Source organism: Paraflavitalea sp. CAU 1676, assembly GCF_029223285.1.
Classification (GTDB): domain Bacteria; phylum Bacteroidota; class Bacteroidia; order Chitinophagales; family Chitinophagaceae; genus Paraflavitalea.
Genome location: NZ_JARHUJ010000001.1, coordinates 531,002 through 553,725, shown reverse-complemented (window position 1 = coordinate 553,725; position 22,724 = coordinate 531,002). Strand labels below are relative to the sequence as shown.

The following is a 22,724-nucleotide window of genomic DNA, read 5'->3' as shown; positions in this document are numbered from 1 at the left end:
TATGGCGGAAAAGAAGTTTCAGCCGTTTGTGTCACCCGAAACCAATATGGCCGAGTTCACGGTAAAGTCGGTTCTCGTTGGTTCGGCATTCGGAATTATTTTTGGTGCAGCCACTGTGTACCTGGCATTGAAAGCAGGGCTTACAGTATCGGCCTCCATACCTATCGCGGTAATGGCCATTACGCTCAGCCGTTTGTTCCTGCGAACCACCATCCTTGAAAACAACATCATCCAAACCACGGGCAGCGCGGGAGAAAGTATTGCTGCCGGCGTGGTATTCACACTGCCCGGTTTCCTTTTCCTGAGTGAAAAGAGCAGTGCCGATTATTTCAATTATTTCACCATCCTCATCCTCGCGATCTTCGGAGGCATACTTGGTACGCTGATGATGATCCCTTTGCGGAAGCCACTGATCGTAAAGGAGCATGAAACCCTGCCCTATCCAGAGGGTACGGCCTGTGCATCGGTATTAAAGGCAGGCGAGAAAGGCGGTGATTTTGCTAAAACAGCTTTCCTCGGTTTGGGTGTGGCATTCGTGTATGCCTTCCTGCAAAAGATACTGCACCTGATCGCAGAGACACCCACGTTTATCACCAAGGCTACTCATAAATTTTTTCCTGCAGCCCGTACAAGTGCCGAGATCACCCCCGAATACCTTGGTGTAGGTTATATCGTTGGCCCCAAGATCGGCGGAGTACTCGTAGCTGGTAGCGTGTTGTGCTGGTATGTATTTATACCTTTCCTGGCAACCTTGGTTCCGGGTGATGTGGTCGCCGCGCAACTCGTAAAACTAGGCTACCTTGGATCTATTACCGCAGCAGGTGGCCCCGGCGGCTGGGATCCTGCCACCCATACATTTGCCGACCTCCCTACAGCCTTGTACCGCGCTTACGTGCGCCAGGTCGGTGCCGGCGCTGTAGCTGCTGGTGGATTTATTACTTTGATTAAAACGATCCCAACGATCATTTCATCCTTTAAAGGCAGCCTTGGTTCACTAAAAGGTGGTTCAGCTGCAGAGACAGTGGAACGTACCGACCGTGATCTATCGATGAAAGTGGTGGGTATAGGCAGTGTGTTAATGATCCTTCTTATTTCAATTCTGCCCCAACTACCGGGAACCGGATTCGGCAGCAAACTGGTGATCGGCATACTCGTGGTGATATTTGGCGCTTTCTTCGTAACAGTATCATCTCGCATCGTGGGTTTGATCGGCTCCTCCAATAACCCCATCAGCGGCATGACAATCGCCACCCTCATGGGTACCTGTCTCGTGTTCATCGCAGTGGGTTGGACCGGTAAAGTATATGAACCCATGGCCCTTGTAGTGGGTGGACTTATTTGTATTGCCGCCGCCAATGCGGGTGCCACTTCACAGGATCTGAAAACAGGATTTCTCGTAGGTGCTACCCCTAAATACCAGCAGCTCTCTCTTTTTATAGGCGCTATCGTTTCGTCTGTAGCCATTGGCCTGACCGTAAAGGTACTCGACATGCCTACTCCTGAAATGGTTGCACAAGGTATCCATCACGCCATTGGAACCGACACCCTCCCTGCACCCCAGGGTACTTTAATGGCTACCCTCATTAAGGGTATCCTGTCGTACAACCTCGACTGGCAGTTCGTGCTCGTAGGCGTGGCGATTGCCATCATGATGGAGCTTTGCGGGATCAAAGCGCTTTCCTTTGCTATAGGAATTTACCTGCCGCTCGCTACTACCCTGCCTATCTTCATCGGTGGCGCTATCAGGGGTATTGTAGACTGGAGACATAAGAAGAAGAAAGACCATGTATCAGAAGAAGAGGAAGATCTTCGTAAAGGAAATCTCTTTGCCACTGGCCTGGTTGCCGGTGGTGCATTGGCCGGTGTGATCGTTGCATTCCTGAGTGCTAATGGCAAAATAAGAGCAGGACTGGCAAAGATCAGTATGGAGCATGGACTAAGCGAGAACTTCGGCATAACCGGATACTACCTCCTCGGCGTCTTGTTCTTCGCCCTGTTGGGCTTCATCCTTTACCGGGTAGGTATGCAACAGAACAAACCGGAGAAAGTATAAGTAAATAGCCGCAAGGCATCACTGATAAGAATCTGATAAGAAAGCCACGGATTTATCCGTGGCTTTCTTTATGTAACGTCAGCCGTCAGCTTCGGAGGGACAGTTTATTCCTTTACGCGATTCATCACCCAACTACGCACACTTCAATCACGGTCGCAAACACCTGGCACGCAACCCGGGGCTGCTGCAATACATACGTACAGTACACACGCGGCCCCATCCGGTTGCCATTACGCAAAACCGTCTACATTTTTTGTAGCACGACTTAGTTCATCTTAAACGGAACGATCATCTCGAACACGGGAATGTTGACGTCGAACGTCGATTTGCTGTGGAGGTTTTCCATGAGGTAAGTGCCATACATTTTACCCATTTCGCTGCGGAGGTTGCAGCCGCTTACATACTGGTACCGCTCGCCCGGCTGCAGGGATGGCTGAACACCCACCACACCTTCACCTTCCACCTCACGGTTGCTGCCATTGCTGTCTACAATGTACCAATGCCGGCGGTGTAGTTTTACGGGGAAATTGTTATGATTCTCAATGGTAATGCGGTAGGCAAACATATATTCACCCGATACCGGATTGGAGTAATCCGGCTGGTAGAACGTCTCTACACTAATCTCAATGCCTTCGGATATCTTAGATACCATACTATCAGTTTGCCCGTTTAAAGGTAAACAAAAATAAAGGCCGGGTGTAGTATTAGAAAAGATTTAATGGTATTTATAGACGGTAGATGCTAATTTTGCCCCGCCTTTCAGCGTTTTTCCTGAAAAATTACCCACTTACATTAAATATTTCACTTATGAAAATAGCAGTTGCTAAAGGAGATGGTATAGGACCGGAAATCATGGACGCAGTTCTGAAGATCTTCTCAGCCAACAAGGTTCCCCTCGAATACGAAGTCGTTGAAATGGGTAAATGGGTATTCGATAAGGGTTTCTCAAATGGTATGACACCCGAGGCGCAAAACTCGATCGAGTCGCTGGGCATGCTCTTCAAAGGGCCCATGGAAACGCCAAAGGGTAAAGGTGTAAAAAGTGTAAACGTAACAGCCCGTAAAACCTGGAACACTTTCGCCAACAAACGTGTGTTCCAAACCCTGCACGGTGTAGACACTGTCTTTTCCAAAGCAGGCATTCCTATCGACATCACGGTAGTACGCGAAAATATTGAAGATACCTACGGTGGTATCGAACACATGCTCACCCACGACGTAGCCCTCAGCCGACGCTTCATCACCAAGCCCGGTAGCTTACAGGTGATCCGCTACGCGTTCGAAATGGCCAAGCAGAAAAAAGCAAGCCGCATTACCTGCGGTCACAAGGCCAACATCATGAAGCTCACCGATGGTCTCTTCCTCGAATGCTTCTACGAAGTTGCCAAAGAATATCCCGAACTGAAAGCCGATGATATCATTGTTGACGACCTTTGTATGAAGCTCGTTACCCGTCCTGATACATTCGATGTGGTAGTGCTCACCAACCTGCAGGGCGATATCGTATCCGATCTTTGCGCCGGTCTCGTAGGCGGTCTTGGATTTGCACCTTCGGCCAACGTAGGTGATCACATCTCCATCTTCGAAGCTGTACACGGTACCGCTCCCGATATTGCCGGAAAGAATATCGCCAACCCCACTGCCCTTTTGCTGAGTGGTATCTCCATGCTGCGCCACCTCGGCCTTACCGAGAATGCTGCAGTGATCGAGAACGCCCTGCTCTACACGCTCGAAAGCGGTGTGCATACCGGCGACTTTGGCAACAAGGCAACCACTTCTGCCAACACCACGCAGTTTTCTGAGGCGATCATCAGCAACTTCGGTAAGAAGCCTGCACACAATCCCAAAGAAGTAGTCCCCAATCAACCTGGCACACCCACTCCTTTCAAACTGAAGGAGAATGCCATGATGGAATCCAAAGAAACGGTTCAGGAAAACATCGTAGGTGTTGACATGTTCATCGAAAGCAACGAACAACCGCAGTCGATCGCTACCAAATGTCAGCGACATGCCGGCGTAAAGTTCAAGCTTGTGAACATCAGCAACCGTGGTACACAGGTATGGCCTACAGGTTCAGTATATACCAACCTGGTGAACGTGTACAACGTTCGCTTCGAGTCGCTCGATGGCGAACCGCTCAACCAGCAGGATATCCTCGGTCTCTATGTGAGCCTGAGCGGCAACTTCAAGATCTGCTCTTCCGAGTTGCTGAACATGTGGGGTGACAAGAAAGCCTATAGCCTCGCGCAAGGTCAATAAGGATCATTACACACCAGCCCACTGTACAAGGGCCGGTACCGAAATATTAAGTAGTCCACACGGTTGCCGTGTGGACTACTTGCTTACTTAAACAGTTGACGCGATTGCTTTCCATTCTTCGTAACTTAGAATCATATGGCAGACGAAACCCGCAAATACACGAATGAGGAAGTGACGGTGGTATGGAAACCCAGTCAATGCATTCACTCCAAACTGTGCTGGAAAAACCTATCAGAAGTATTTAACCCTACTAAACGTCCCTGGGTAAATATTCAGGGCGCCTCGACCGAGCGGATCATCGAGCAGGTGCGGCACTGTCCCAGCGGCGCGTTAAGCTACTACATGAACAATGCGCCCGAAGCCGCTGATGAACCGGTAGCCGAGGCAGCCAATATTGTGAAGGTAGCAGTAAGTGCCAATGGGCCTTACCTCATCAATACCGAGTGTATTATTCAATATGCCGATGGGCGCGAAGAAGTGAAGAAAGGGAAAGTAGCTCTGTGCCGCTGCGGTTCATCGAACAACAAGCCCTATTGCGATGGCCGGCACAAGGAGATCAACTTCGTAGGCTAAGCAGGGTCAAAGCACCCACATATACAGCCACAGAAAAGTGATGATGCCGAGGACGATCGTTGATATGATCAGGGGCATTATACCGCCCTTTAATTTCCAGGAGTTGTTTTCTTTAGAACCGATAAGCACCTGTCGAAGCGACAGGTAAAAGTAGATCGCCGCAACTCCAAAAGGTATTAAAAGGAATGCGGACGCCAGCACTAGCAGCAACATTCCCCAGAAGCTCTCAAACATATTCGGTTAAATCTTACGCGCCTTGGTGTATCCGTTCTTCTGCAGGAACTGCATCACTTTGTCGCGTTGATCGCCCTGGATGATCACCTCGCCATCCTTCACAGCACCACCGGTGCCGCAGAAGTTCTTGATCTTTTTGCCGAGCACTTCCAGGTCTTCATCAGTACCTTTAAACTCCTGTACCAGCGTTACGGCTTTTCCACCGCGGTTCCTGGTGTCTAACCTCACTTTCAACGGCTGCTGGGCAGGTCGCAGGGTTGCCTGTTGCTCCCGCTCTTCTTCTTCAAAACGAAAGTTAGGGTCGGTACTGAATACAAACCCGTTATTGTCTGGCTTGTTCTTCTTGCTCATGATTATGAATTTTCAGGTTGATGCTGCATCTGCTGGTCATCCACCTGGATTAGCACTTGCTTTTAGGTGTAAGGCCCGGGCGGCAATCCCGTTTATTTGATCACTGCTTTCAAACTCAGGTCGAGGCTCTTCGCCTGGTGGATCAATGCCCCCACACTAACGTAATCGACCCCGGTTTTAGCATAGGCCTCGATATTGTCGAAGTTGATACCACCGCTTGCCTCCGTTTCCATGTTGCCGCCGATCAGTGTCAATGCTTCGCTCAATTGTTCGGGTGTAAAATTGTCGAGCATGATACGATCCACCTTTCCAAACGCTACTACTCTTTTCACCTCATCAAGGCTGCGGGTTTCCACCTCGATCTTCAAGGCCGGGTTGGTTTCCTGTACGTAGGTCCAGGCACGGTCGATAGCCTTTTCCAGTCCGCCGCTATAATCGATATGGTTGTCCTTCAGCATGATCATATCATACAAACCCATCCGGTGATTATGCCCGCCGCCGATGCGTACGGCTTCCTTTTCCAGCAACCTGAAATTGGGCGTCGTTTTACGGGTATCGAGCACTTTGGTGCGATAACCTTTGATGATATCGCTATAAGCATGCGTAAGGGTGGCTATGCCGCTCATCCGTTGCATGCAATTCAACACCACGCGCTCGCATTGCAAAATGGTATGTACCGAAGCTTCCACTTCGAAGGCGATCTCACCAGCCTTCATCGGGTCGCCATCTTTTTTGAAGGGAGAGAACTTTACCGAAGGCTCCTTGAAACGGAATACCGCTTCGGCTACCTGCATGCCGGCCAGGATGCCGTCTTGCTTGATCTTGAGTACCGCTTTTCCCTGGGTATCGGCGGGTATCGAACTTAAGGTAGAATGGTCTCCGTCGCCTATATCCTCTGCCAGTGCAGCTTTGATCAGTATATCCAGTTGCTCTTCGAAAGTTAGCATGCGGCAAAGATAAAATAAAAAGACCCATAGCGTTGGCTATAGGTCTCAGTGTGTTTTCAGGGATAAAAGAATTTATTCAACTTGTTCGAAGCCCATTTCCTGTACTACCTGTTGCTCGCCCTTCTGCTTCATAAAGAATTTCGTACGGTAGTTGCCATTGCTGGTTTGCAAAGTGCCTACGCAAAACAATGAACCGTCTTTATTTTCCCCGCGGTGTTTGATCTGAAAGTTCTTGACCTTGTTACTGGCGAAGAAGTCTTTCAGGATCATTTCGGCCTGACTTTTACTGTAATTATCGCTTTTGCCGGGCAGGGATATGTCCACTCTGCTGTCGAAATACCTGGACAATTGGTTGGCGTTGCCGGTGCGCATCGCTGTGACAACATCATCAATTGAATAGTAGTACGAAGTGAATGAGACCAGGAATAGTGACATGACTATTGTCGCCAGCCTCAGTTGTTTAATCATAAGTGCATATTTTCTGTCTCAAAAATCGCCAAATCCATGCCAAAGTAAGTCTACGGTGAAAAAATACTAATCCCTGTGTATTACTTACCTTTGCCACCCGGCTTTTTGACAAATCTAACATAATCATATCGTTATATGGCAAGCAGCAAAGCAATTTTAGTTATTATGGACGGCTGGGGCCTCGGCCAGGTGAAATCAGCCGACGCTATCCAGAACGCCCGCGTACCCTTCGTCAGTTCCCTCTATGCAAAATACCCAAATACCACCCTGGTAACCTGCGGAGAAGCCGTTGGTTTACCCGATGGCCAGATGGGAAACAGTGAGGTTGGCCACCTGAACCTCGGCGCCGGCCGGATCGTGTACCAGGAACTCCAGCGCATCAATGTAGCGGTGCGCGACGGCTCTTTCGACCAAAACCCCGAAATGCTGGGCGCCATTCAATATGCCCTCGACAACAAGAAACCTTTGCACCTGCTGGGCCTCGTAAGCGACGGTGGCGTTCACTCACATACCCTGCACCTGAAAGCGATCGTTTCGCTGGCGGCTAAAAAGGGATTGAAGGAAGTGTACATTCACGCTTTCACCGATGGTCGCGATACCGACCCCAAAAGCGGCCTTGGTTTCCTGAAAGACCTGCAGGAACACCTCAACAAGACCACCGGCAAGATCGCCACCGTAAGTGGCCGGTATTACGCGATGGACCGCGACAAACGCTGGGAAAGGGTTCAACTCGCCTACGATGCCCTGGTGAACGGCAATGGTGAAAAAGCTACCGATGGCATCGCTGCAGTGGAGCAGGCTTACGCCCACAACATCACCGACGAATTCATTAAACCTACCGTGATCATCGGAGCCGATCAGCAGCCGCTGGCCAGCATCAAAGAAGGCGATGCCGCTATCTGCTTCAATTTCCGCACCGACCGTTGCCGCGAGATCACGCAGGTACTTACCCAAACCGATATGCCCGATCATGGTATGAAGAAGCTGAAGCTGCATTATACCACCATGACCGATTATGACAAGACTTTCAAGGATGTCCATATAGTTTTCGAGAACGACAACCTCAACAATACACTGGGAGAGATCCTCGCGCAAAACGGCAAAACGCAGATACGCATTGCCGAAACCGAAAAGTATCCGCACGTATCTTTCTTCTTCAGCGGTGGCCGCGAAGTGCCTTTTGATGGAGAGCGCCGTATCATGGTACCATCCCCCAAAGTGGCTACTTACGACCTGCAACCTGAAATGAGCGCTATCGAACTTACGGACGCCATCGTGCCGGAGATCGAAAAGGAAAGCGTTGATTTCATTTGCCTCAACTACGCCAACGCCGATATGGTGGGCCATACCGGCGTATTCGAAGCGGTCGTAAAAGCGGTTGAAACGGTGGACAAATGCGTGGAGCGCGTGGTAACCGCTGCTCTGGGGCATGGTTATACGGTATTCCTCACGGCCGATCATGGCAACGCAGACTTCATGATCAATGGCGACGGAACGCCCAACACGGCGCATTCCCTCAACCTGGTGCCGCTGTTCGTGATCGACAAGGACTGGAAAGGGACCGTAAAGCCCGGAAAGCTGGGCGACCTGGCTCCTACCATCCTCACGAAAATGGGCCTGCCTATTCCGGCCGAAATGACCGGAGAAGTGCTGATCGGATAAGAAAGTTTTGAAAGATCATACGGGGCCGGCTATAGCAGCCGGCCCTTTGTTTTGCATTTTTACCAAATGCACCTCATCTTCGCCCGCGCTGCGCCCGGCAAACCCTCACTTCTTTCTATTTCAGCCACTTATATCGCGAGCCTCCCTGCCATTCCCTCATTCAACATTTCGCAAACCATGTGTCAACCATGTACCAAACTTGTGTCTTTCATTGGTGAACACCCCCTTTGACACATGGTTGACACATGCCTCACACAACCTTGAGGCCGGGTTGAGCGTGCACAGCCGCCTGTAACCAGGTTGCCACTGCGCGCCCGCCGGTCCGTTAGCCAAAGCGGCCAACCTATCCAGCCGGTTGGATCACGGCAATTTCGGCATCATTAATTTTAATTGGCGCGCAGCTTTTACTGCGGGAAATTGTCTAAATTACAGGGCAACCAAACGGTTTATATGACCGAAGAAGCCATTTTACAAGGCTGTTTACAAAACAATACAACTGCCCAACGGGAATTGTACCAACGGTATAGTCCCAAAATGCTGTCTGTTTGTTATCGGTTTGCCCACAACCGGGAAGATGCAGAGGATATGTTGCAGGAAGGTTTTATAAAAGTATTTTCACAAATACACACCTTCCAGAATAAAGGAGCCTTTGAAGGGTGGATTCGCCGCATCATCGTTCATACCTGCATCAACCATTTGAAGAAAAATAAGAAGTTTAATGAAAGCGTGGATATTATCCACGCAACGACGATCCAGGTACGGGAAGAATCCGTACCATCGATCGTACAGGCCAAGCAGATCGTTGAATGCATTCGCATGCTGCCTATTGGGTACCGGACAGTGTTGAACCTTTATGCTGTAGAAGGCTATTCGCACAAAGAGATCGCCGAAATGCTCGACATTGAAGAAAGCACCAGCCGCTCCCAATATACCAGGGCAAGGCAAATGCTCGAAGATATTCTGGTAAAAAAGAAAATCATTCAGAAACCCAAAGAGAAGATCAGCTGGCTTGGAATGACCGCGGGACAGTGATAATTTGTTGCACTTGATTGTTACTATGAAACTAATCCTTTGAAAGACACATACCCGTACAATAACCAATGATTATGGAACGCGGTTTCTACAATGATGAGTTTGAAGACTTGATAAAGCTGAAGGCTGATCAATACAAAATGTATCCTTCCGATCATGTGTGGAAGGGCATCAACCGCTCATTGCATACCCGCAAAAAATGGTACTGGCTCGGTTTCGTCCTCTTTATTTCCGGTATCAGTTACTATGCCATCGATCAATTGATCACCCCTTCACCAGCAGGCAAAAAAATAGCCGTCAACGAAAGCACTACGGCTACCAACTTATCAAAAGATCAACAAAAGGATAATACCAAAAAGCAAGCTGTCGTGGTGCCATTCCTGGGCCAGGTTGCCGAAAAGAATGTACGCAACAACCCTGCCAGTACGCCCCGTTCCTTTGTTGCCAATCCAGATAATTACGACGCCGAACCCACCCGGATCATCATTCCGCTCGTGAGCATGGCCAATATCGACCCGGCTTCCGGCAGTAGTGCCGCGTCGGCCGACAACGAATCGACCACCAATCAGCCCGGTCTTAAGAACAAACCCGGTCGCTCACTGCTGGCCGACCGGCTTACCGGCCAGAACGGACAGCAAACAGACATCAGCTCACCGCTCGAAAATAATCGTCAACTGCTTTTTGGCGAGCAGTATCCCGTTTCGCCACCCGAATCAGAAACAGCCGCCCAACAGGCCACTAAAGCCGCACCGGCCGATGCCGGACTGGAAGAAGACCAGCAAAGGATCAACTGGCTGCAACAGTATGCCGTTTATAACCTCTCCGTTCCTAAACTTAAGCGCCTGAGCTGGCAGTTGTCGTTTGCGCCCACTATGAATTACCGCAAGCTGGAAAGCAACGATGCTTCCATGCCGGCGGATATCAAGAACGTTCCCATCGCCCAAAATGTAGCCGGCGATCCCAATAAGCTGGTGAACCACAAACCAGCCCTCGGGTTCGAACTGGGTTCCCATTTCCTGTATGCGCTCAACAAAAACCTGCAGGTACGGGCCGGTGCTCAATTCAACTATTCCCGCTACTCCATTCAGGCCTATGGCTCTTACGCTTCGGATGTAGCCACCATCGCCCTCAACAGCAGTTCGAATGGTTTTACCTACGATTCGCTGACCAATTATACCCGCATCCGCAACTTCGGAGGCGATGTTTCGGAAAACATCCAGAATCAGTATTTTCAAGTGTCGCTGCCTGTAGGATTTGAATACCGGGTGCTTGGCGCCGGCAAACTGCAGATCGGCGTGGCTGGTACCGTGCAGCCCACTTTCCTGATCAATCGCCAAACTTACCTGATCACTACCGACTATAAGAACTACACCAAAGAACCTTCACTCGTGAGAAGGTGGAACGTCAATACAGGCGCAGAGATCTACCTCGCCTACAAATCGGGCGATCTGAAATGGCAGGTAGGCCCTCAGTTCCGCTACCAGCTGTTCTCGAGCTATGTTGACAAATACCCCATTCGCGAATACCTGATGGAATACGGTATCAAGATAGGCGTGACCAAGACTATCCGCTAACGTGTTCACACAATTATGATCAAAAGCTGCCGTTAATACCAACAGCAGCTTTTTAATTTATTATCTATCTTCCCTGTCATGAAGTTATTGCCGGTAATCCTATTGATCGCACTTGCTACCTCCTGTAAGAACAAAGCCGGTCGGCCGTCAAGCGAAAGCGTCGGTACCGATTCTACCGCTACCAAAGACTCCGCGGTGGTGTTTCTACCTATCCAGGACCTCATCCGGCAGGACATTACCCGGGTCGATTCTTTTGCCGGCGGCATCTTACGCAAAGCTGCCCTCGGCATTAAAAAAGACTCCGCGTTCATAAAACCAGCCGCCTTTCACAAGGCTGCAGCGGCCTTCCTGCTGCCCGACCTGGAAGCCGCCACGTTGCAGAACAACTATACGGAAAGCTCCTTTTTTGACGAAAGCACCAATCAACTGCAGTTCATCTACACGCCGAAATACGCTACCAGCGAGGTACGCAACGTAGTAGCTTATATCACCCCCTCCCCCATGGGCGACCAGGTGAGCCGGTTATATATCGAGCGCGACTGGAAGCAGGGCGACACCATCATGCTTCAAAAGCTTACCTGGAAAACCGGTCAGTACTTTTACATCGTTACCATTCGTCAGCTGCCGGGCGGCACAGCCTATACACAATTCGAAAAGCTGATCTGGGATCCTGAACGATTCAACGATTAAAAGCCTGCCGATCCGGCGATTAGCGACCTTCCGATCTACCGGGTAACGGTACCATTCCCAAAATCCGCTAATTTTTCCAGCACTGCCCTGCAGTAATCCCGTTTTTCCTGTTTCGGCGGGCGACCTTGCCGCATCCCGCCGGATTCGTAAATTGCACCCTACCCCCGTGGGTGAAGACAAGATATGACGGCACAGGAGTTTCAAAATATAGCACATACCATACCGGTCAATCCCGGCATCTATAAATACTACGACAACCAGAACACCCTCTTGTATGTAGGCAAAGCCAAAAGCCTCCGCAAAAGGGTAAGTTCCTATTTCGTCAAGACCTTTACATCGTACAAGACCCACGAGCTGGTGCAACGCATCCACCACATCGAGTTTACCATAGTTGACTCAGAACAGGATGCCTTTTTGCTGGAAAACTCGCTTATCAAGCAATTCCAGCCACGGTTCAACATCAACCTCAAAGACGATAAGACCTATCCCTATATCGTCATCAAGAAGGAACCCTTTCCCCGGATCTTTCTTACCCGCAACGTCATTGCCGATGGATCGGAGTACCTGGGGCCATTTACCTCGGTGGGCCGTGTGCGGGAACTGCTGGCCTTTATACGCAACAATATTCCCCTGCGTACCTGTAAGCTCAACCTGACCGATAACAATATTCAAAAGAAGAAATTCAAGGTTTGCCTCGAGTATCACCTCGGCAATTGCAAAGGCCCCTGCGAAGGCCTGCAAACCGCCGCCGATTACCGCGATGGCCTGCAGCAGATACGGGACATCCTGAAAGGCAACCTGTCGCCGGTGATCGCCCATTTCAAGGAAGAGATGAAAGCCGCAGCAGCCGAACTCGCCTTTGAAAAGGCGGAGATCATGCGAAAGAAACTCGAACACCTGGAGCAATACCAGGCCAAATCCATCATTACCACCAACCGCCTCATCAATGTGGATGTGTTTTCCCTGTTGCGCGAGGGCGACCAGGCTTACGTAAACTACCTGATGGTGGAGAACGGCACTATTGTACAAACCCATACTTCGCAGCTCGAAACCCATCTCGACGAGCCGGATGAAGAAGTGCTATCCTTTGCGATCGCCCAGCTGCGCACCACTTTCAACAGCGTAGCGATGGAAATCGTGGTGCCCTTCGAAGTGGAATATACCGAGGCCAATGTATTGATGACGATCCCCAAAGGGGGCGATAAAAAGAAGCTGCTCGAGCTGTCGGAAAAGAATGTGAACTATTTCAAGGAGGAACTGAAGCGCCGGAAGATACTCAAGCTCGAAGGCAAGGACGATTCCGAACGCAAAGAAATATTGTATCAGCTGCAGGAAGACCTGCAGTTGCCGCTGGCGCCTCTGCATATCGAGTGTTTCGATAACTCGAACTTCCAGGGAAGCTATCCTGTATCGGCCATGGTTTGTTTTAAGGATGGAGTGCCCAGCAAAAAGGATTACCGCCATTACAATGTAAAGACGGTGAAGGGCATCAATGACTTTGCAACCATGAAGGAAGTTGTGTTCCGCCGCTATAAACGCCTGCGCGACGAAAACCAGCCCTTCCCCCAACTGGTCATCATTGACGGTGGTAAAGGACAATTGGGCGCTGCCCTCGACAGCATTGAGGAACTGGGCTTGCAGGGAACCATGACAATAGTGGGCCTGGCTAAGAATGAAGAGGAGATCTTTTTTCCCGGCGACCAGGAATCGATCAAGCTACCTTATAATAGTGAAAGCCTTAAACTGATACGCCGCATACGCGATGAGGTACACCGCTTCGGCATCACCTTTCACCGGCAAAAGCGTAGCAAGGGTACCTTTAAGAATGAACTGGAGCAGATCAAAGGGATTGGTAAAAACACAGCCGATCAGCTGCTGAAAGAATTCAAGTCGGTAAAACGCATCAAAGATCTCCCGGAAGAGGAACTGTCGAAATCGGTAGGCGCTTCAAAAGCTAAGTTGATAAGACAGCATTTTTCCGAAACGGGACTAGAGGCGGAGCCGCAAGCGGAGTAAACGGGAACGCCAGCATCGCGCATTTAGCTGGTGCAGGATTTCAGGCCAGGGTTAGCCCGATCGCCTGTACCTGGCGTCGAAGTTGAGGAACGGTGAAGGTTACTGTATCACCAGTCGGCAACAGCCAGTTTGAGCCGCTGCCTGCCTTTCCCGCAAAAAGGCCTGCCCTGAATAGAGCCGGCCGTGCTAACCTATGAAAAACACCTAAGTGTGAGACTGTGTTTATTGACTGTTCTTCTTCTCCTGCCTTTGCTGTCGGCGTTCCATCAATTCTTTCTGCAGAACAGTACCAAAATCCTTCTCGGCTTTGAAGAACGCATTTACCTTTTCGGGCGATATTGCTTTGGCAAATTCCGTATTGTACTTCTTTCGGATGGTCAGGAGCTTTTCTTCAATATCGATCTCGTTTTCCTTGTTGAGGCGTCCATCCACCTTTACCTTGCGGATCTCGGCCGCATACTTGTTGTAGATCGGCCAGAACTTCTGGGCCTCGTCTGGCGAGAGGTTCAGCTTTTGGGTAATGTAAGCGATCTTCAGCGCCTCCACCCGCCCGCCGGGATTCTTTTTTTCATCATCCCCATCCTGCGCAATGACACTGGCGCCGAGGGTAAAGAAAAGGGACACTATTAATAATAATTGCTTCATGATCGTAAATAGATTAGTTCGTGGCAGTTTGTTGAATAACCAGGTTTTGGTCAAGGTATTTCTGGATCTCTTCATCCGACACATTCTGCAACAGATCGCTCATATCGCCCGCATCCAGATCGGGCCGGTTGTTGGTGGCCAGCAGGTCGGAAGAAGGCATCGCTACCGATTGGTTGTCGATATAGCTTTGTAATTCTTCTTCGGGGATCTTGTTGACCTTTTTAGCCATCTGCTCTTCCTGCCGGTTGCCGGAAGGGCCCGTAAACCACCAGGCCCCGAAGGCGACCAGGCCGGCCACTACCGCGGCAGCTGCATAATGCATGATCCTTTTACCTGTACCGAAAGATATCACTTTGGCAGGCTTTGCCGAAGTTTTCACCCTGGCGAGTACCTGATCCGGTAACTGCTCAAAATAACCGGCAGGCACTTCATACACCTGCTTATCTTTCAAACCGGCCAATAAAGCGGGCAGGTTCTCTAATTCTTCATTTACAAAATCGATGGCTTTGGCGCCCGAAACAACATTCTCCGTCAGTCCGTCGAAATAGCCGGCAGGGGTTTCAAAAGGCATCTTCTTACCAAGGCCGCTTAGCAAAGGCGACAGTTCCGACAACTCTTCCGCTGCGCTCAGGGAAGCATCCGATGCTTTCGCCCGCCGCAGTATCGTATCGGCCAGCTGATCGAAATAGCCAGTGGGAACAGTATAGGGATTGGCACCAACGGCCGCAGGCAACGTCGAGTCTGTATCCTGCTGCGCACCGGCTCTGGTGGAGGCTGCCCCCGCTGCAAGCACTTGCAACACCTGCGCAGGGAAAAATTCGAAGTAACCGGCAGGAACCGTGTAGGGATTGGTGCCGGCCGCTCGCAAAACAGCAGGCAAAACCTCTTCACCTACCCTGATCCTGCGCATAACCGCCTCTGGCAGACCGGAAAAATAGCCATCCGGAACTGTGTAAGGCATTACCCGCCCCACCCGGGCTACTGCGGGACTGATCGCCTCTAATTCGTTTAATATGTTGACACTGTGCTCCATGAACTATATATGAGACCTTTTTTGTTAACGGAGGTTTAATGATTCAGGATATAATCTTCTATTTTTTTCACCGCGTGGTGATAGGAAGCTTTCAGTGCTCCCTCAGAAGTTTCCAACACCCTGGACATCTCCTCGTAAGGCATTTCGTCGTAGTATCGCAAAGTGAATACAATACGCTGCTTTTCAGGCAATTGCTGAATTGCCAGCTGAAGCTTCCACTCGAGTTTGGAAGCATCGAAATCTTTGTCGGCCTTGATCTTGTTCTCGAGCCCGCTTTCTACATCTCCCAGGGGCACCGCTGCCCGCTTTTTCTGTTGCTCTAAAAAAGTAAGGCTTTCGTTGGTAGCGATACGGTAGAGCCAGGTGTATAGCTGAGCATCTTCCCGGAAATTCTCCAGTGCGTTCCAAACCCTGATGAACACGTTCTGCAAAACGTCGTTTGCATCTTCATGATCGACTACCATACGGCGCACATGCCAGTATAGTTTTTCCTGGTATTTCCGGATGATGGATGTATAAGCACTTTCCTTGGTTGCAGGGTCACGGAATTGGACCAGCAGCTCACTGTCTTGCGTGGTAACCGCCATAGGTTAGCATTTATGGTTGGTTAGTAATGTCGATTCGAATAAAATTAGCCTATTTGGTTTAAAACGAATCATGACTTTAAGAAAGTATTTGCATTTAAAAACGGATGGGGTTGGTAGTGGTTTGCCTGATGCAGCCAGTTTGCTGCCTCGTGCAAAACCCGCCCGGGGAGCAGGTTTCGGCAAGTGGCCTACCGACTTTAAGCTGCATGATAAAATAGCGTACAACAAGCGGCGGCATCGGTTGTTGTTGTAAGTATTGCGCCGCTTTCGCATCCTGATCCTTTGGCTTCTTTTTTGCTTACAGCATGGCTGCCGTTAGAAGAACTGCTCATTAAACGCTTTTCATGCATCGGCTAAAAGCCGCTCGACACGGGCGTTTAGAAATATTTAGCTGAAATGAACACAGACAAACAATTAAGAGTTACATCGGGCGTTAGTGCTGAAGTAGGCAACCGCAATTCAAGAAAGATCGATCACAGCCATAGTAGTAGAAAGAAAGCTGCGACAGAATTCACAGATGTTGAAAAAATACTGTTCTGGTAAGGGTTACGCTTTGTTAATTCGGATTATTTGCATCAATTTTGCAGGCATTATATTCATATCCAAAAATCTGACCTTTTAAAATGGGCTTATTCAACTTTTTTACCCAGGAGATTGCCATTGACCTGGGTACAGCCAATACCCTCATTATCCATAACGACGAAGTTGTAGTAAATGAACCGAGCATCGTTGCCCTGGATCGCAATAATCCCAAAACCGTCCTGGCCGTAGGAAAGCGCGCTTTGATGATGCACGAAAAGACGCATGAAAGCATCCGCACGGTTCGCCCATTGAAGGACGGAGTAATCGCCGACTTTAACGCCGCCGAATTGATGATACGGGAGATGATCAAAATGATCTACCCCAAAAAACCATTGTTCCCACCAAGCTGGAGAATGATGATCTGTATTCCTTCCAGCATTACGGAAGTAGAAAAGCGTGCCGTTCGCGACAGTGCCGAGCAGGCAGGTGCCAAAGAAGTATACCTGTTGCACGAGCCGATGGCAGCGGCTCTCGGTATCGGCATCGACGTTGAAGAGCCTGTTGGTAACATGATCATCGACATTGGCGGTGGTACCACCGGTATTACGGTGATTGCCCTGGCCGGTATCGTTTGTGACCAAAGTATCCGTATCGCCGGTGATGAATTCACTGCCGATATCATGGAAGCCCTCCGCCGTTACCATAGCCTGCTGATCGGTGAACGTACAGCCGAGCAAATCAAGATCAACATCGGCGCCGCCATGAAAGATCTCGACAACCCACCGGATGATATCCCGGTAAACGGTCGTGACCTGGTAACCGGTATCCCCAAGCAGATCATGGTGAGCTATCAGGAGATCGCCGAAGCCCTCGATAAGAGTATCTTCAAGATCGAAGAAGCTATTCTGAAAGCCCTTGAAATGACCCCGCCAGAACTGGCAGCCGATATTTACCGTCGTGGCCTTTACCTTACAGGTGGTGGAGCCTTGCTCCGCGGTCTCGATAAACGCCTCAGCCAAAAGATCAAGCTGCCGGTGCACGTAGCCGACGACCCGCTGAAGAGCGTAGTAAGGGGTACGGGACTGGCCCTTAAGAATTACGAGCACTATCCCTTCGTGATGCGATAAACTAAAATGATTCACCCGGCGTACCTCACACAGGTACGCTTTTTGAATTGTGGAACTGAATATTAAAAACTGACCGCGCGTGCGCAATATTTTTCTTTTCATCAGAAGGTACTTCAACTTCCTGTTCTTCGTGGTGATGCAACTGGTGGCGCTGTACATTCTGTTCAATTTCAACCGGTTCCACGAAGCGGCATTCCTGGGCGTGGCCAGCGAGGTTACCGGCAAGGTCAATGCGCGATACAATAACATCGAATACTACTTCAAGCTTAAAAAAGCCAACGAAGCCCTGGTTATAGAGAATGAGCAGTTACGCAATCAGCTGCGCCAGAACTTCGACATGCCCGATACCAGCCGCCGCTTTTTCCAGGATACCCTCGCCTACGATACCCTGGGGCACTACCGCAAATGGTGGTTCATGTCGGCCAAGGTCATCAATAACTCCATCAACTTCCAGAATAACTACTTTACTGTTAATCGCGGCGCCAAACAGGGCGTCCGTAAAGACATGGGCGTCATCAGCCCCACCGGCGTAGCAGGAACCATCATTACGGTGAGCGATAACATGGCTATTGCCATGAGCCTGCTCAACAGCCAAAGCCGCCTTAGTGCCAAGCTGAAGAAAAGCGGTGAAACCGGACAGGTTTTCTGGGACGGCAAGAACCCCAACTTCCTGACAATGGTCAACCTGCCCAAGAGTATGCAGGTAAACAAGGGTGATACCATCATTACCTCACAATACTCCACCCGGTACCCGCTCGGTATCATGGTTGGCTCCGTAGCAGAGGTGGTCGACGACAAATCCAGCAATTTCTACACGCTGAAGATCAAAACAGCTACTGATTTCTATAATCTCGAACACGCTACCGTAGTAGAGAATCTTTTCAAAGAAGAGCAAAAAAAACTGGAGGATTCGATTAAAACCAATGAGTGATCTAGTTAAAAATACCATCCGATTCATTTTATTCATCTTCATCCAGGTGTTTGTACTATTGCAGATACCGCCGCTGCACCGTTTTATCGTTCCTTATATCTATTTCCTGTACATCCTGTGGCTCCCCTTCCGCACGCCCAGGGGTACCTTAACGCTGGTTGGCTTCCTTTTTGGTCTTTCCCTCGACTTCTTTACCGTATCTCCCGGCCTGCATGCCGCCGCCTGTACCCTCATTGCCTACCTGCGTCCCTTCCTCATCAATATCCTGATACCACAGGAAGGCGCCGAGCAGAACTATAAGTCGCCCTCCATCACCAGTATGGGCCTGGCCCCCTATGCTACTTATATCCTTATCTTAACTTTACTGCACAATACTTACCTGGTTTTACTGGAGTGGCTGGATGTTGGCTCATTCTGGTTTTTCCTGGGCAAAGTGCTGGCAACAACGGGTATCAGTTTGTTGTTAATCCTGGTAACTGAATTGCTGTTTTACCGGAAGGAGAAATTCCGGACCAATACGGCATAGGTCGCCAATAATTTAATAAAATACTCACCCTTTAATTTTGTACATTGATCTAAGATTTTTGTACACTGTCCTATGGCGCTATTTAATCAATCCCGCAGTACTATTATCCGGCTCATTTTCCTCGGCATATTCCTCATTATAATAGTGCAGCTGCTGAATCTACAAGTGTTCTCCGGCAAATATGAACAGCTGGCCATGGACAATGCCGTGTTCCCGAAAGTGAAATATCCAGACCGTGGGATCATTTTCGACCGCAAGAACCGCGCGATCCTCAACAATACGATCATGTACGACCTGGTGGTAACCCCCTCCGAGTCCAAACATACCGACACCTTCAGCCTTTGTGATATCCTGGGCATCGATACCGCCGAATACAAAAAGCGGATGCTGGAAGCCCGCTTCAAGAACGGCCCTTACCGTCCCTCCATATTCGAAGATCTGTTGACACCCGAACTGCATGCACGCCTCGACGAGAACATCTGGAAATTTCCCGGCTTTGCGCTGGTAGAGCGCCCCGTACGGGTTTATCCCTTCAATGCGGCCGCCCACATTCTCGGTTACATCGGTGAAGCCGACTCAGGAATTATCAAAAGGTCGAAAGGCTTTTATCGCATGGGCGATTACGTAGGCCGCAGCGGACTGGAATCGTATTACGAGTCGATCCTGATGGGTACACGCGGGGTGCAATACATGATCAAGGACAACCGTAACCGCCTGGTAGGCAGCTACGAAAATGGCCGCTTCGATACGGCAGCGATTGCCGGTCGTAACCTGCGCACCTCCATCGATATGGACCTGCAGCAACTGGCCGAAAAACTCATTACCAATAAAGTGGGCGCCGTGGTGGCCATCGACCCAAAAACGGGCGGTATCCTCGCCATGGCATCGGGCCCCAATTACGACCCGAACAGCCTGACGGGCCCTAACAAACAAAAGAACTATGGACAGCTGGCACTGGATGTAGCAGGCCCCCTGCTCAACAGGGCCATCCAGGGTAACTATGAGCCCGGCTCAACCTTCAAACCATTGGGCGCGCTCATTGCGCTCGATGAAGGCGTCATCACCCCTTCCTACGGCTACCCCTGTGGCGGCCGTTATTTCGGCTGCGGCCACGGCAAGCCGGCCTGTACCCACAGCAATCCCGGCCACGCGGCCAACTTGCGCCTGGCCATCGCCAACTCCTGCAACTCGTATTTTGTACAGGTGTACCGCAACTCTGTCGACAACCCCGAGTACCGGGGAGTCAAAAAAGGCTATGAAAAATGGCGCGATTATCTCAACGCTTTCGGACTGGGTCAACGTACCGGGGTAGACCTGACCAGCGAACTGCCTGGCCTGGTGCCCGACACCAGCCGATACAACACAGTGTATCGCGGCTCCTGGAACTCCTGTACCAACCTCACGTTGGGTATTGGCCAGGATATGATGAATGCCACCCCCCTGCAACTGGCCAATGCCATGTGCATTGTAGCCAACAAGGGCTTTTATTTTACCCCGCATTTTGTACAGGGCATCGATGGACAATCGGCCAACGACACCCTCCTGAATAAATTCAAGCAGAAGCACGAAGTACTGACCAAGATATCGGATGACGCTTATGAAGCTGTACACGCTGGTATGCAACAGGTGATCGACGGCACTTCGTCCAGGGCCAAGATCCCCGGTATCAATGTGTGCGGAAAAACGGGAACTGCCGAAAAATTCCGCATCATCCAGGGCCGGCGTATCAAACTCGATGACAACTCGGTGTTTGTATGCTTTGCCCCCCGCGAAGATCCCAAGATCGCGCTGGCAGTGATCGTAGAGAACAGTGGTTTTGGTAATACCTGGGCCGCCCCAATAGCCGGCTTAATGATGGAAAGGTACCTGAAAGACAGTTTGCCCGCAGAAAGGCTGAAAGAAGTGGACAGGATCGCTCATTCGAGCCTGTTGCCATCCTACATACCTTACCTGCAGTACATCGAAGACTCTGCCCGCGCCGCCAACTGGCTGCAACGGTATAAGGATAGTTCGGCGCTGCGCAAATTCATGCGCGAACGCTCGAAGCCACCTTTCCCCCGTTCAAGAGAAAAAGCCCCCAAACATTCGCTTGGCATGGTAGTTCCCGTAACACCGGACCCGAGATTGTTCACAAAAAATAACCTTGCCTAACCCTATGAGCCAACGAAATCCTGCAATATCTAAAGGTGTAGACTGGGTACTGATCTGGCTCTATCTGGCACTGGTGGCTATCGGCCTGCTGAGTATATTTTCGGTTACCTTTCGCGAAGGCGACAATGTGATCCAAAGCTTTCTTGGTTTCAAGACCGATTACAGCAAACAGTTCTATTTCTTTATCGCGTCCATCACCCTCGGTCTATTCATATTGCTTACGGATAGCAAGTTCTTTACCGCCACCGCCAATATCTGGTATGCGGCAGGGATATTTCTGTTATTACTCGTATTTCCTTTTCATACTGAGGTAAAAGGTACCGAATCGATCATCAGGCTGGGTCCTTTCAACCTGCAACCAGCCGAGCTGTGTAAGGTGTTCGTGAACCTGGCGCTTGCCAAATACCTTTCCAGGGTTGAGACCGATTTTACCACACCACGCTCGCACCTCATTGCTTCGGCGATCATCCTGGCGCCAGCCGCCATCACGATCGCGCAGAAGGAAACGGGGCTTGCCCTCGTGTTCTTTGCCTTCTTCCTAGTAATGTTCCGGGAAGGCTTCCCGGCGGGTTACCTCATTGCCGGTTTCTCCATTGGCGTGCTGGTGGTAGCTACCCTGCTGGTTGATAAGATCATCCTCGCCATTGTGCTTTCTGCCATCGCTGTTACCATGATCTACTTCATGAGAAAGCAGATCAAGCGGAAAAGGAGGTTGATGCTTTCCATCATCGGCATCTGGGGGTTAAGCATCATTACCATCGTATTCGTGGTGCCATTCCTGTTCACCAAAGTGCTCCAGAAGCACCAGGTAGAACGGATATTCTCGCTCATTGGTAAAGAAAACCCCTACGCCAAACTCAATACGGTGGAAGGGGAAGAACCAGCGAGTACCACCAAAAAGGATACAGACTACAACGTACGTCAAAGTAAGATCGCTATAGGTAGTGGAGGCTTCGGCGGAAAGGGTTTACTCAAGGGCACCCAAACCCGCTTCGACTTTGTGCCGGAGCAGCGTACCGATTTTATCTTTTGTACCATTGGAGAAGGATTCGGTTTTCTGGGCTGCGCCCTTGTACTGGGCATCTACCTGTTTTTATTATTGAGGATCGTGAATATTGCAGAGCGGCAACGAAGCGCCTTTAGCCGCTGTTACGCCTATGGCGTCGCTTCTGTTTTCTTTTTTCATATCGCCATTAATGTGTGTATGACCATCGGTTTGGCGCCGGTAATTGGTATTCCGTTACCTTTTATCAGCTATGGCGGTACTTCCCTGCTGACCTTTTCAACCATGCTGTTCATCCTGATCCGGTTGGATGCTGACAGGCAAATGGTGTTGAGATAAT

Annotated in this window: 20 protein-coding genes; 13 read left to right on the top strand and 7 right to left on the bottom strand. The window is 50.1% G+C overall.

Annotated features, from left to right (window positions below; genetic code table 11):
• The first annotated feature begins 1 nt into the window (after position 1).
• Positions 2-2,053, top strand: coding sequence for an oligopeptide transporter, OPT family (locus P2H89_RS02315; protein ID WP_275824872.1), 2,052 nt, complete (start codon positions 2-4; stop codon positions 2,051-2,053).
• A gap of 265 nt (positions 2,054-2,318) precedes the next feature.
• On the opposite strand, the gene apaG is transcribed toward P2H89_RS02315, so the two are convergent.
• Positions 2,319-2,705, bottom strand: a complete 387-nt coding sequence (gene apaG / locus P2H89_RS02310; RefSeq protein WP_167286308.1) for a Co2+/Mg2+ efflux protein ApaG — start codon at positions 2,703-2,705, stop codon at positions 2,319-2,321.
• 155 nt (positions 2,706-2,860) lie between these two features.
• Here apaG and P2H89_RS02305 point away from each other — a divergent pair, with 155 nt between their 5' ends.
• Entirely contained in the window at positions 2,861-4,312 is a 1,452-nt protein-coding gene (locus P2H89_RS02305; RefSeq protein WP_275824871.1) for an NADP-dependent isocitrate dehydrogenase, read from the top strand.
• Between the two features lie 135 nt (positions 4,313-4,447).
• A complete protein-coding gene (locus P2H89_RS02300; protein ID WP_275824870.1) occupies positions 4,448-4,885 on the top strand; it encodes a (4Fe-4S)-binding protein in 438 nt (145 codons plus the stop codon).
• Positions 4,886-5,125: 240 nt separating this feature from the next.
• Here the strand turns inward: P2H89_RS02300 and P2H89_RS02295 are convergent, their stop codons facing one another.
• From P2H89_RS02295 to P2H89_RS02285, 3 genes are all read right to left on the bottom strand, one after another.
• Positions 5,126-5,470: a translation initiation factor gene (locus tag P2H89_RS02295; protein WP_275824869.1), complete on the bottom strand. Its 345-nt coding sequence runs from the start codon at positions 5,468-5,470 to the stop codon at positions 5,126-5,128.
• 92 nt (positions 5,471-5,562) lie between these two features.
• Positions 5,563-6,417: a carboxylating nicotinate-nucleotide diphosphorylase gene (gene nadC / locus P2H89_RS02290; protein ID WP_275824868.1), complete on the bottom strand. Its 855-nt coding sequence runs from the start codon at positions 6,415-6,417 to the stop codon at positions 5,563-5,565.
• 72 nt (positions 6,418-6,489) lie between these two features.
• Complete coding sequence (locus tag P2H89_RS02285) at positions 6,490-6,885, bottom strand: DUF4783 domain-containing protein (protein ID WP_275824867.1); 396 nt, start codon at positions 6,883-6,885, stop codon at positions 6,490-6,492.
• A 135-nt stretch (positions 6,886-7,020) separates the two neighbouring features.
• Here P2H89_RS02285 and gpmI point away from each other — a divergent pair, with 135 nt between their 5' ends.
• From gpmI to uvrC, 5 genes are all read left to right on the top strand, one after another.
• Positions 7,021-8,547, top strand: coding sequence for a 2,3-bisphosphoglycerate-independent phosphoglycerate mutase (gene gpmI / locus P2H89_RS02280; protein ID WP_275824866.1), 1,527 nt, complete (start codon positions 7,021-7,023; stop codon positions 8,545-8,547).
• Between the two features lie 450 nt (positions 8,548-8,997).
• Positions 8,998-9,579 (top strand): sigma-70 family RNA polymerase sigma factor, encoded by a 582-nt coding sequence (locus P2H89_RS02275; RefSeq protein WP_275824865.1) that lies wholly within the window; start codon positions 8,998-9,000, stop codon positions 9,577-9,579.
• Positions 9,580-9,653: 74 nt separating this feature from the next.
• Positions 9,654-11,153, top strand: coding sequence for an outer membrane beta-barrel protein (locus P2H89_RS02270; protein WP_275824864.1), 1,500 nt, complete (start codon positions 9,654-9,656; stop codon positions 11,151-11,153).
• Positions 11,154-11,231: 78 nt separating this feature from the next.
• Positions 11,232-11,843, top strand: coding sequence for a hypothetical protein (locus P2H89_RS02265; protein WP_275824863.1), 612 nt, complete (start codon positions 11,232-11,234; stop codon positions 11,841-11,843).
• Between the two features lie 183 nt (positions 11,844-12,026).
• Positions 12,027-13,859 carry an excinuclease ABC subunit UvrC gene (uvrC, locus tag P2H89_RS02260; RefSeq protein WP_275824862.1) on the top strand — a complete coding sequence of 611 codons (1,833 nt, stop codon included), beginning with the start codon at positions 12,027-12,029 and terminating at the stop codon, positions 13,857-13,859.
• 222 nt (positions 13,860-14,081) lie between these two features.
• On the opposite strand, the gene P2H89_RS02255 is transcribed toward uvrC, so the two are convergent.
• The 3 genes from P2H89_RS02255 to P2H89_RS02245 are packed head-to-tail and all read right to left on the bottom strand — an operon-like array spanning position 14,082 to position 16,124.
• Positions 14,082-14,504, bottom strand: coding sequence for a hypothetical protein (locus P2H89_RS02255; RefSeq protein ID WP_275824861.1), 423 nt, complete (start codon positions 14,502-14,504; stop codon positions 14,082-14,084).
• A gap of 13 nt (positions 14,505-14,517) precedes the next feature.
• Complete coding sequence (locus tag P2H89_RS02250; protein ID WP_275824860.1) at positions 14,518-15,537, bottom strand: hypothetical protein; 1,020 nt, start codon at positions 15,535-15,537, stop codon at positions 14,518-14,520.
• A gap of 35 nt (positions 15,538-15,572) precedes the next feature.
• On the bottom strand, positions 15,573-16,124 hold the full coding sequence (locus P2H89_RS02245; protein WP_275824859.1) for a sigma-70 family RNA polymerase sigma factor: 552 nt from the start codon (positions 16,122-16,124) through the stop codon (positions 15,573-15,575).
• A gap of 623 nt (positions 16,125-16,747) precedes the next feature.
• Here P2H89_RS02245 and P2H89_RS02240 point away from each other — a divergent pair.
• The 5 genes from P2H89_RS02240 to rodA all read left to right on the top strand — a co-directional run bounded on the left by P2H89_RS02240 (position 16,748) and on the right by rodA (position 22,723).
• Entirely contained in the window at positions 16,748-17,773 is a 1,026-nt protein-coding gene (locus P2H89_RS02240; RefSeq protein ID WP_119053129.1) for a rod shape-determining protein, read from the top strand.
• Between the two features lie 79 nt (positions 17,774-17,852).
• A complete protein-coding gene (mreC, locus tag P2H89_RS02235; protein ID WP_275824858.1) occupies positions 17,853-18,704 on the top strand; it encodes a rod shape-determining protein MreC in 852 nt (283 codons plus the stop codon).
• The gene (gene mreD / locus P2H89_RS02230) at positions 18,697-19,230 is read left to right on the top strand and encodes a rod shape-determining protein MreD (protein WP_275824857.1); all 534 of its coding nucleotides are present in this window, start codon (positions 18,697-18,699) and stop codon (positions 19,228-19,230) included. The genes mreC and mreD overlap by 8 nt, the downstream gene beginning before the upstream one ends.
• Positions 19,231-19,302: 72 nt before the next feature.
• Positions 19,303-21,381 carry a penicillin-binding protein 2 gene (gene mrdA / locus P2H89_RS02225; RefSeq protein WP_275824856.1) on the top strand — a complete coding sequence of 693 codons (2,079 nt, stop codon included), beginning with the start codon at positions 19,303-19,305 and terminating at the stop codon, positions 21,379-21,381.
• Between the two features lie 4 nt (positions 21,382-21,385).
• Complete coding sequence (rodA, locus tag P2H89_RS02220) at positions 21,386-22,723, top strand: rod shape-determining protein RodA (RefSeq protein ID WP_275824855.1); 1,338 nt, start codon at positions 21,386-21,388, stop codon at positions 22,721-22,723.
• Position 22,724 lies beyond the last annotated feature (1 nt).

Coding starts and splice junctions, on each gene's coding strand:
- P2H89_RS02315 (WP_275824872.1), top strand. CDS start 2: ATGGCGGAAAAGAAGTTTCAGCCGTTTGTGTCACCCGAAACCAATATG.
- apaG (WP_167286308.1), bottom strand. CDS start 2,705: ATGGTATCTAAGATATCCGAAGGCATTGAGATTAGTGTAGAGACGTTC.
- P2H89_RS02305 (WP_275824871.1), top strand. CDS start 2,861: ATGAAAATAGCAGTTGCTAAAGGAGATGGTATAGGACCGGAAATCATG.
- P2H89_RS02300 (WP_275824870.1), top strand. CDS start 4,448: ATGGCAGACGAAACCCGCAAATACACGAATGAGGAAGTGACGGTGGTA.
- P2H89_RS02295 (WP_275824869.1), bottom strand. CDS start 5,470: ATGAGCAAGAAGAACAAGCCAGACAATAACGGGTTTGTATTCAGTACC.
- nadC (WP_275824868.1), bottom strand. CDS start 6,417: ATGCTAACTTTCGAAGAGCAACTGGATATACTGATCAAAGCTGCACTG.
- P2H89_RS02285 (WP_275824867.1), bottom strand. CDS start 6,885: ATGATTAAACAACTGAGGCTGGCGACAATAGTCATGTCACTATTCCTG.
- gpmI (WP_275824866.1), top strand. CDS start 7,021: ATGGCAAGCAGCAAAGCAATTTTAGTTATTATGGACGGCTGGGGCCTC.
- P2H89_RS02275 (WP_275824865.1), top strand. CDS start 8,998: ATGACCGAAGAAGCCATTTTACAAGGCTGTTTACAAAACAATACAACT.
- P2H89_RS02270 (WP_275824864.1), top strand. CDS start 9,654: ATGGAACGCGGTTTCTACAATGATGAGTTTGAAGACTTGATAAAGCTG.
- P2H89_RS02265 (WP_275824863.1), top strand. CDS start 11,232: ATGAAGTTATTGCCGGTAATCCTATTGATCGCACTTGCTACCTCCTGT.
- uvrC (WP_275824862.1), top strand. CDS start 12,027: ATGACGGCACAGGAGTTTCAAAATATAGCACATACCATACCGGTCAAT.
- P2H89_RS02255 (WP_275824861.1), bottom strand. CDS start 14,504: ATGAAGCAATTATTATTAATAGTGTCCCTTTTCTTTACCCTCGGCGCC.
- P2H89_RS02250 (WP_275824860.1), bottom strand. CDS start 15,537: ATGGAGCACAGTGTCAACATATTAAACGAATTAGAGGCGATCAGTCCC.
- P2H89_RS02245 (WP_275824859.1), bottom strand. CDS start 16,124: ATGGCGGTTACCACGCAAGACAGTGAGCTGCTGGTCCAATTCCGTGAC.
- P2H89_RS02240 (WP_119053129.1), top strand. CDS start 16,748: ATGGGCTTATTCAACTTTTTTACCCAGGAGATTGCCATTGACCTGGGT.
- mreD (WP_275824857.1), top strand. CDS start 18,697: ATGAGTGATCTAGTTAAAAATACCATCCGATTCATTTTATTCATCTTC.
- mrdA (WP_275824856.1), top strand. CDS start 19,303: ATGGCGCTATTTAATCAATCCCGCAGTACTATTATCCGGCTCATTTTC.
- rodA (WP_275824855.1), top strand. CDS start 21,386: ATGAGCCAACGAAATCCTGCAATATCTAAAGGTGTAGACTGGGTACTG.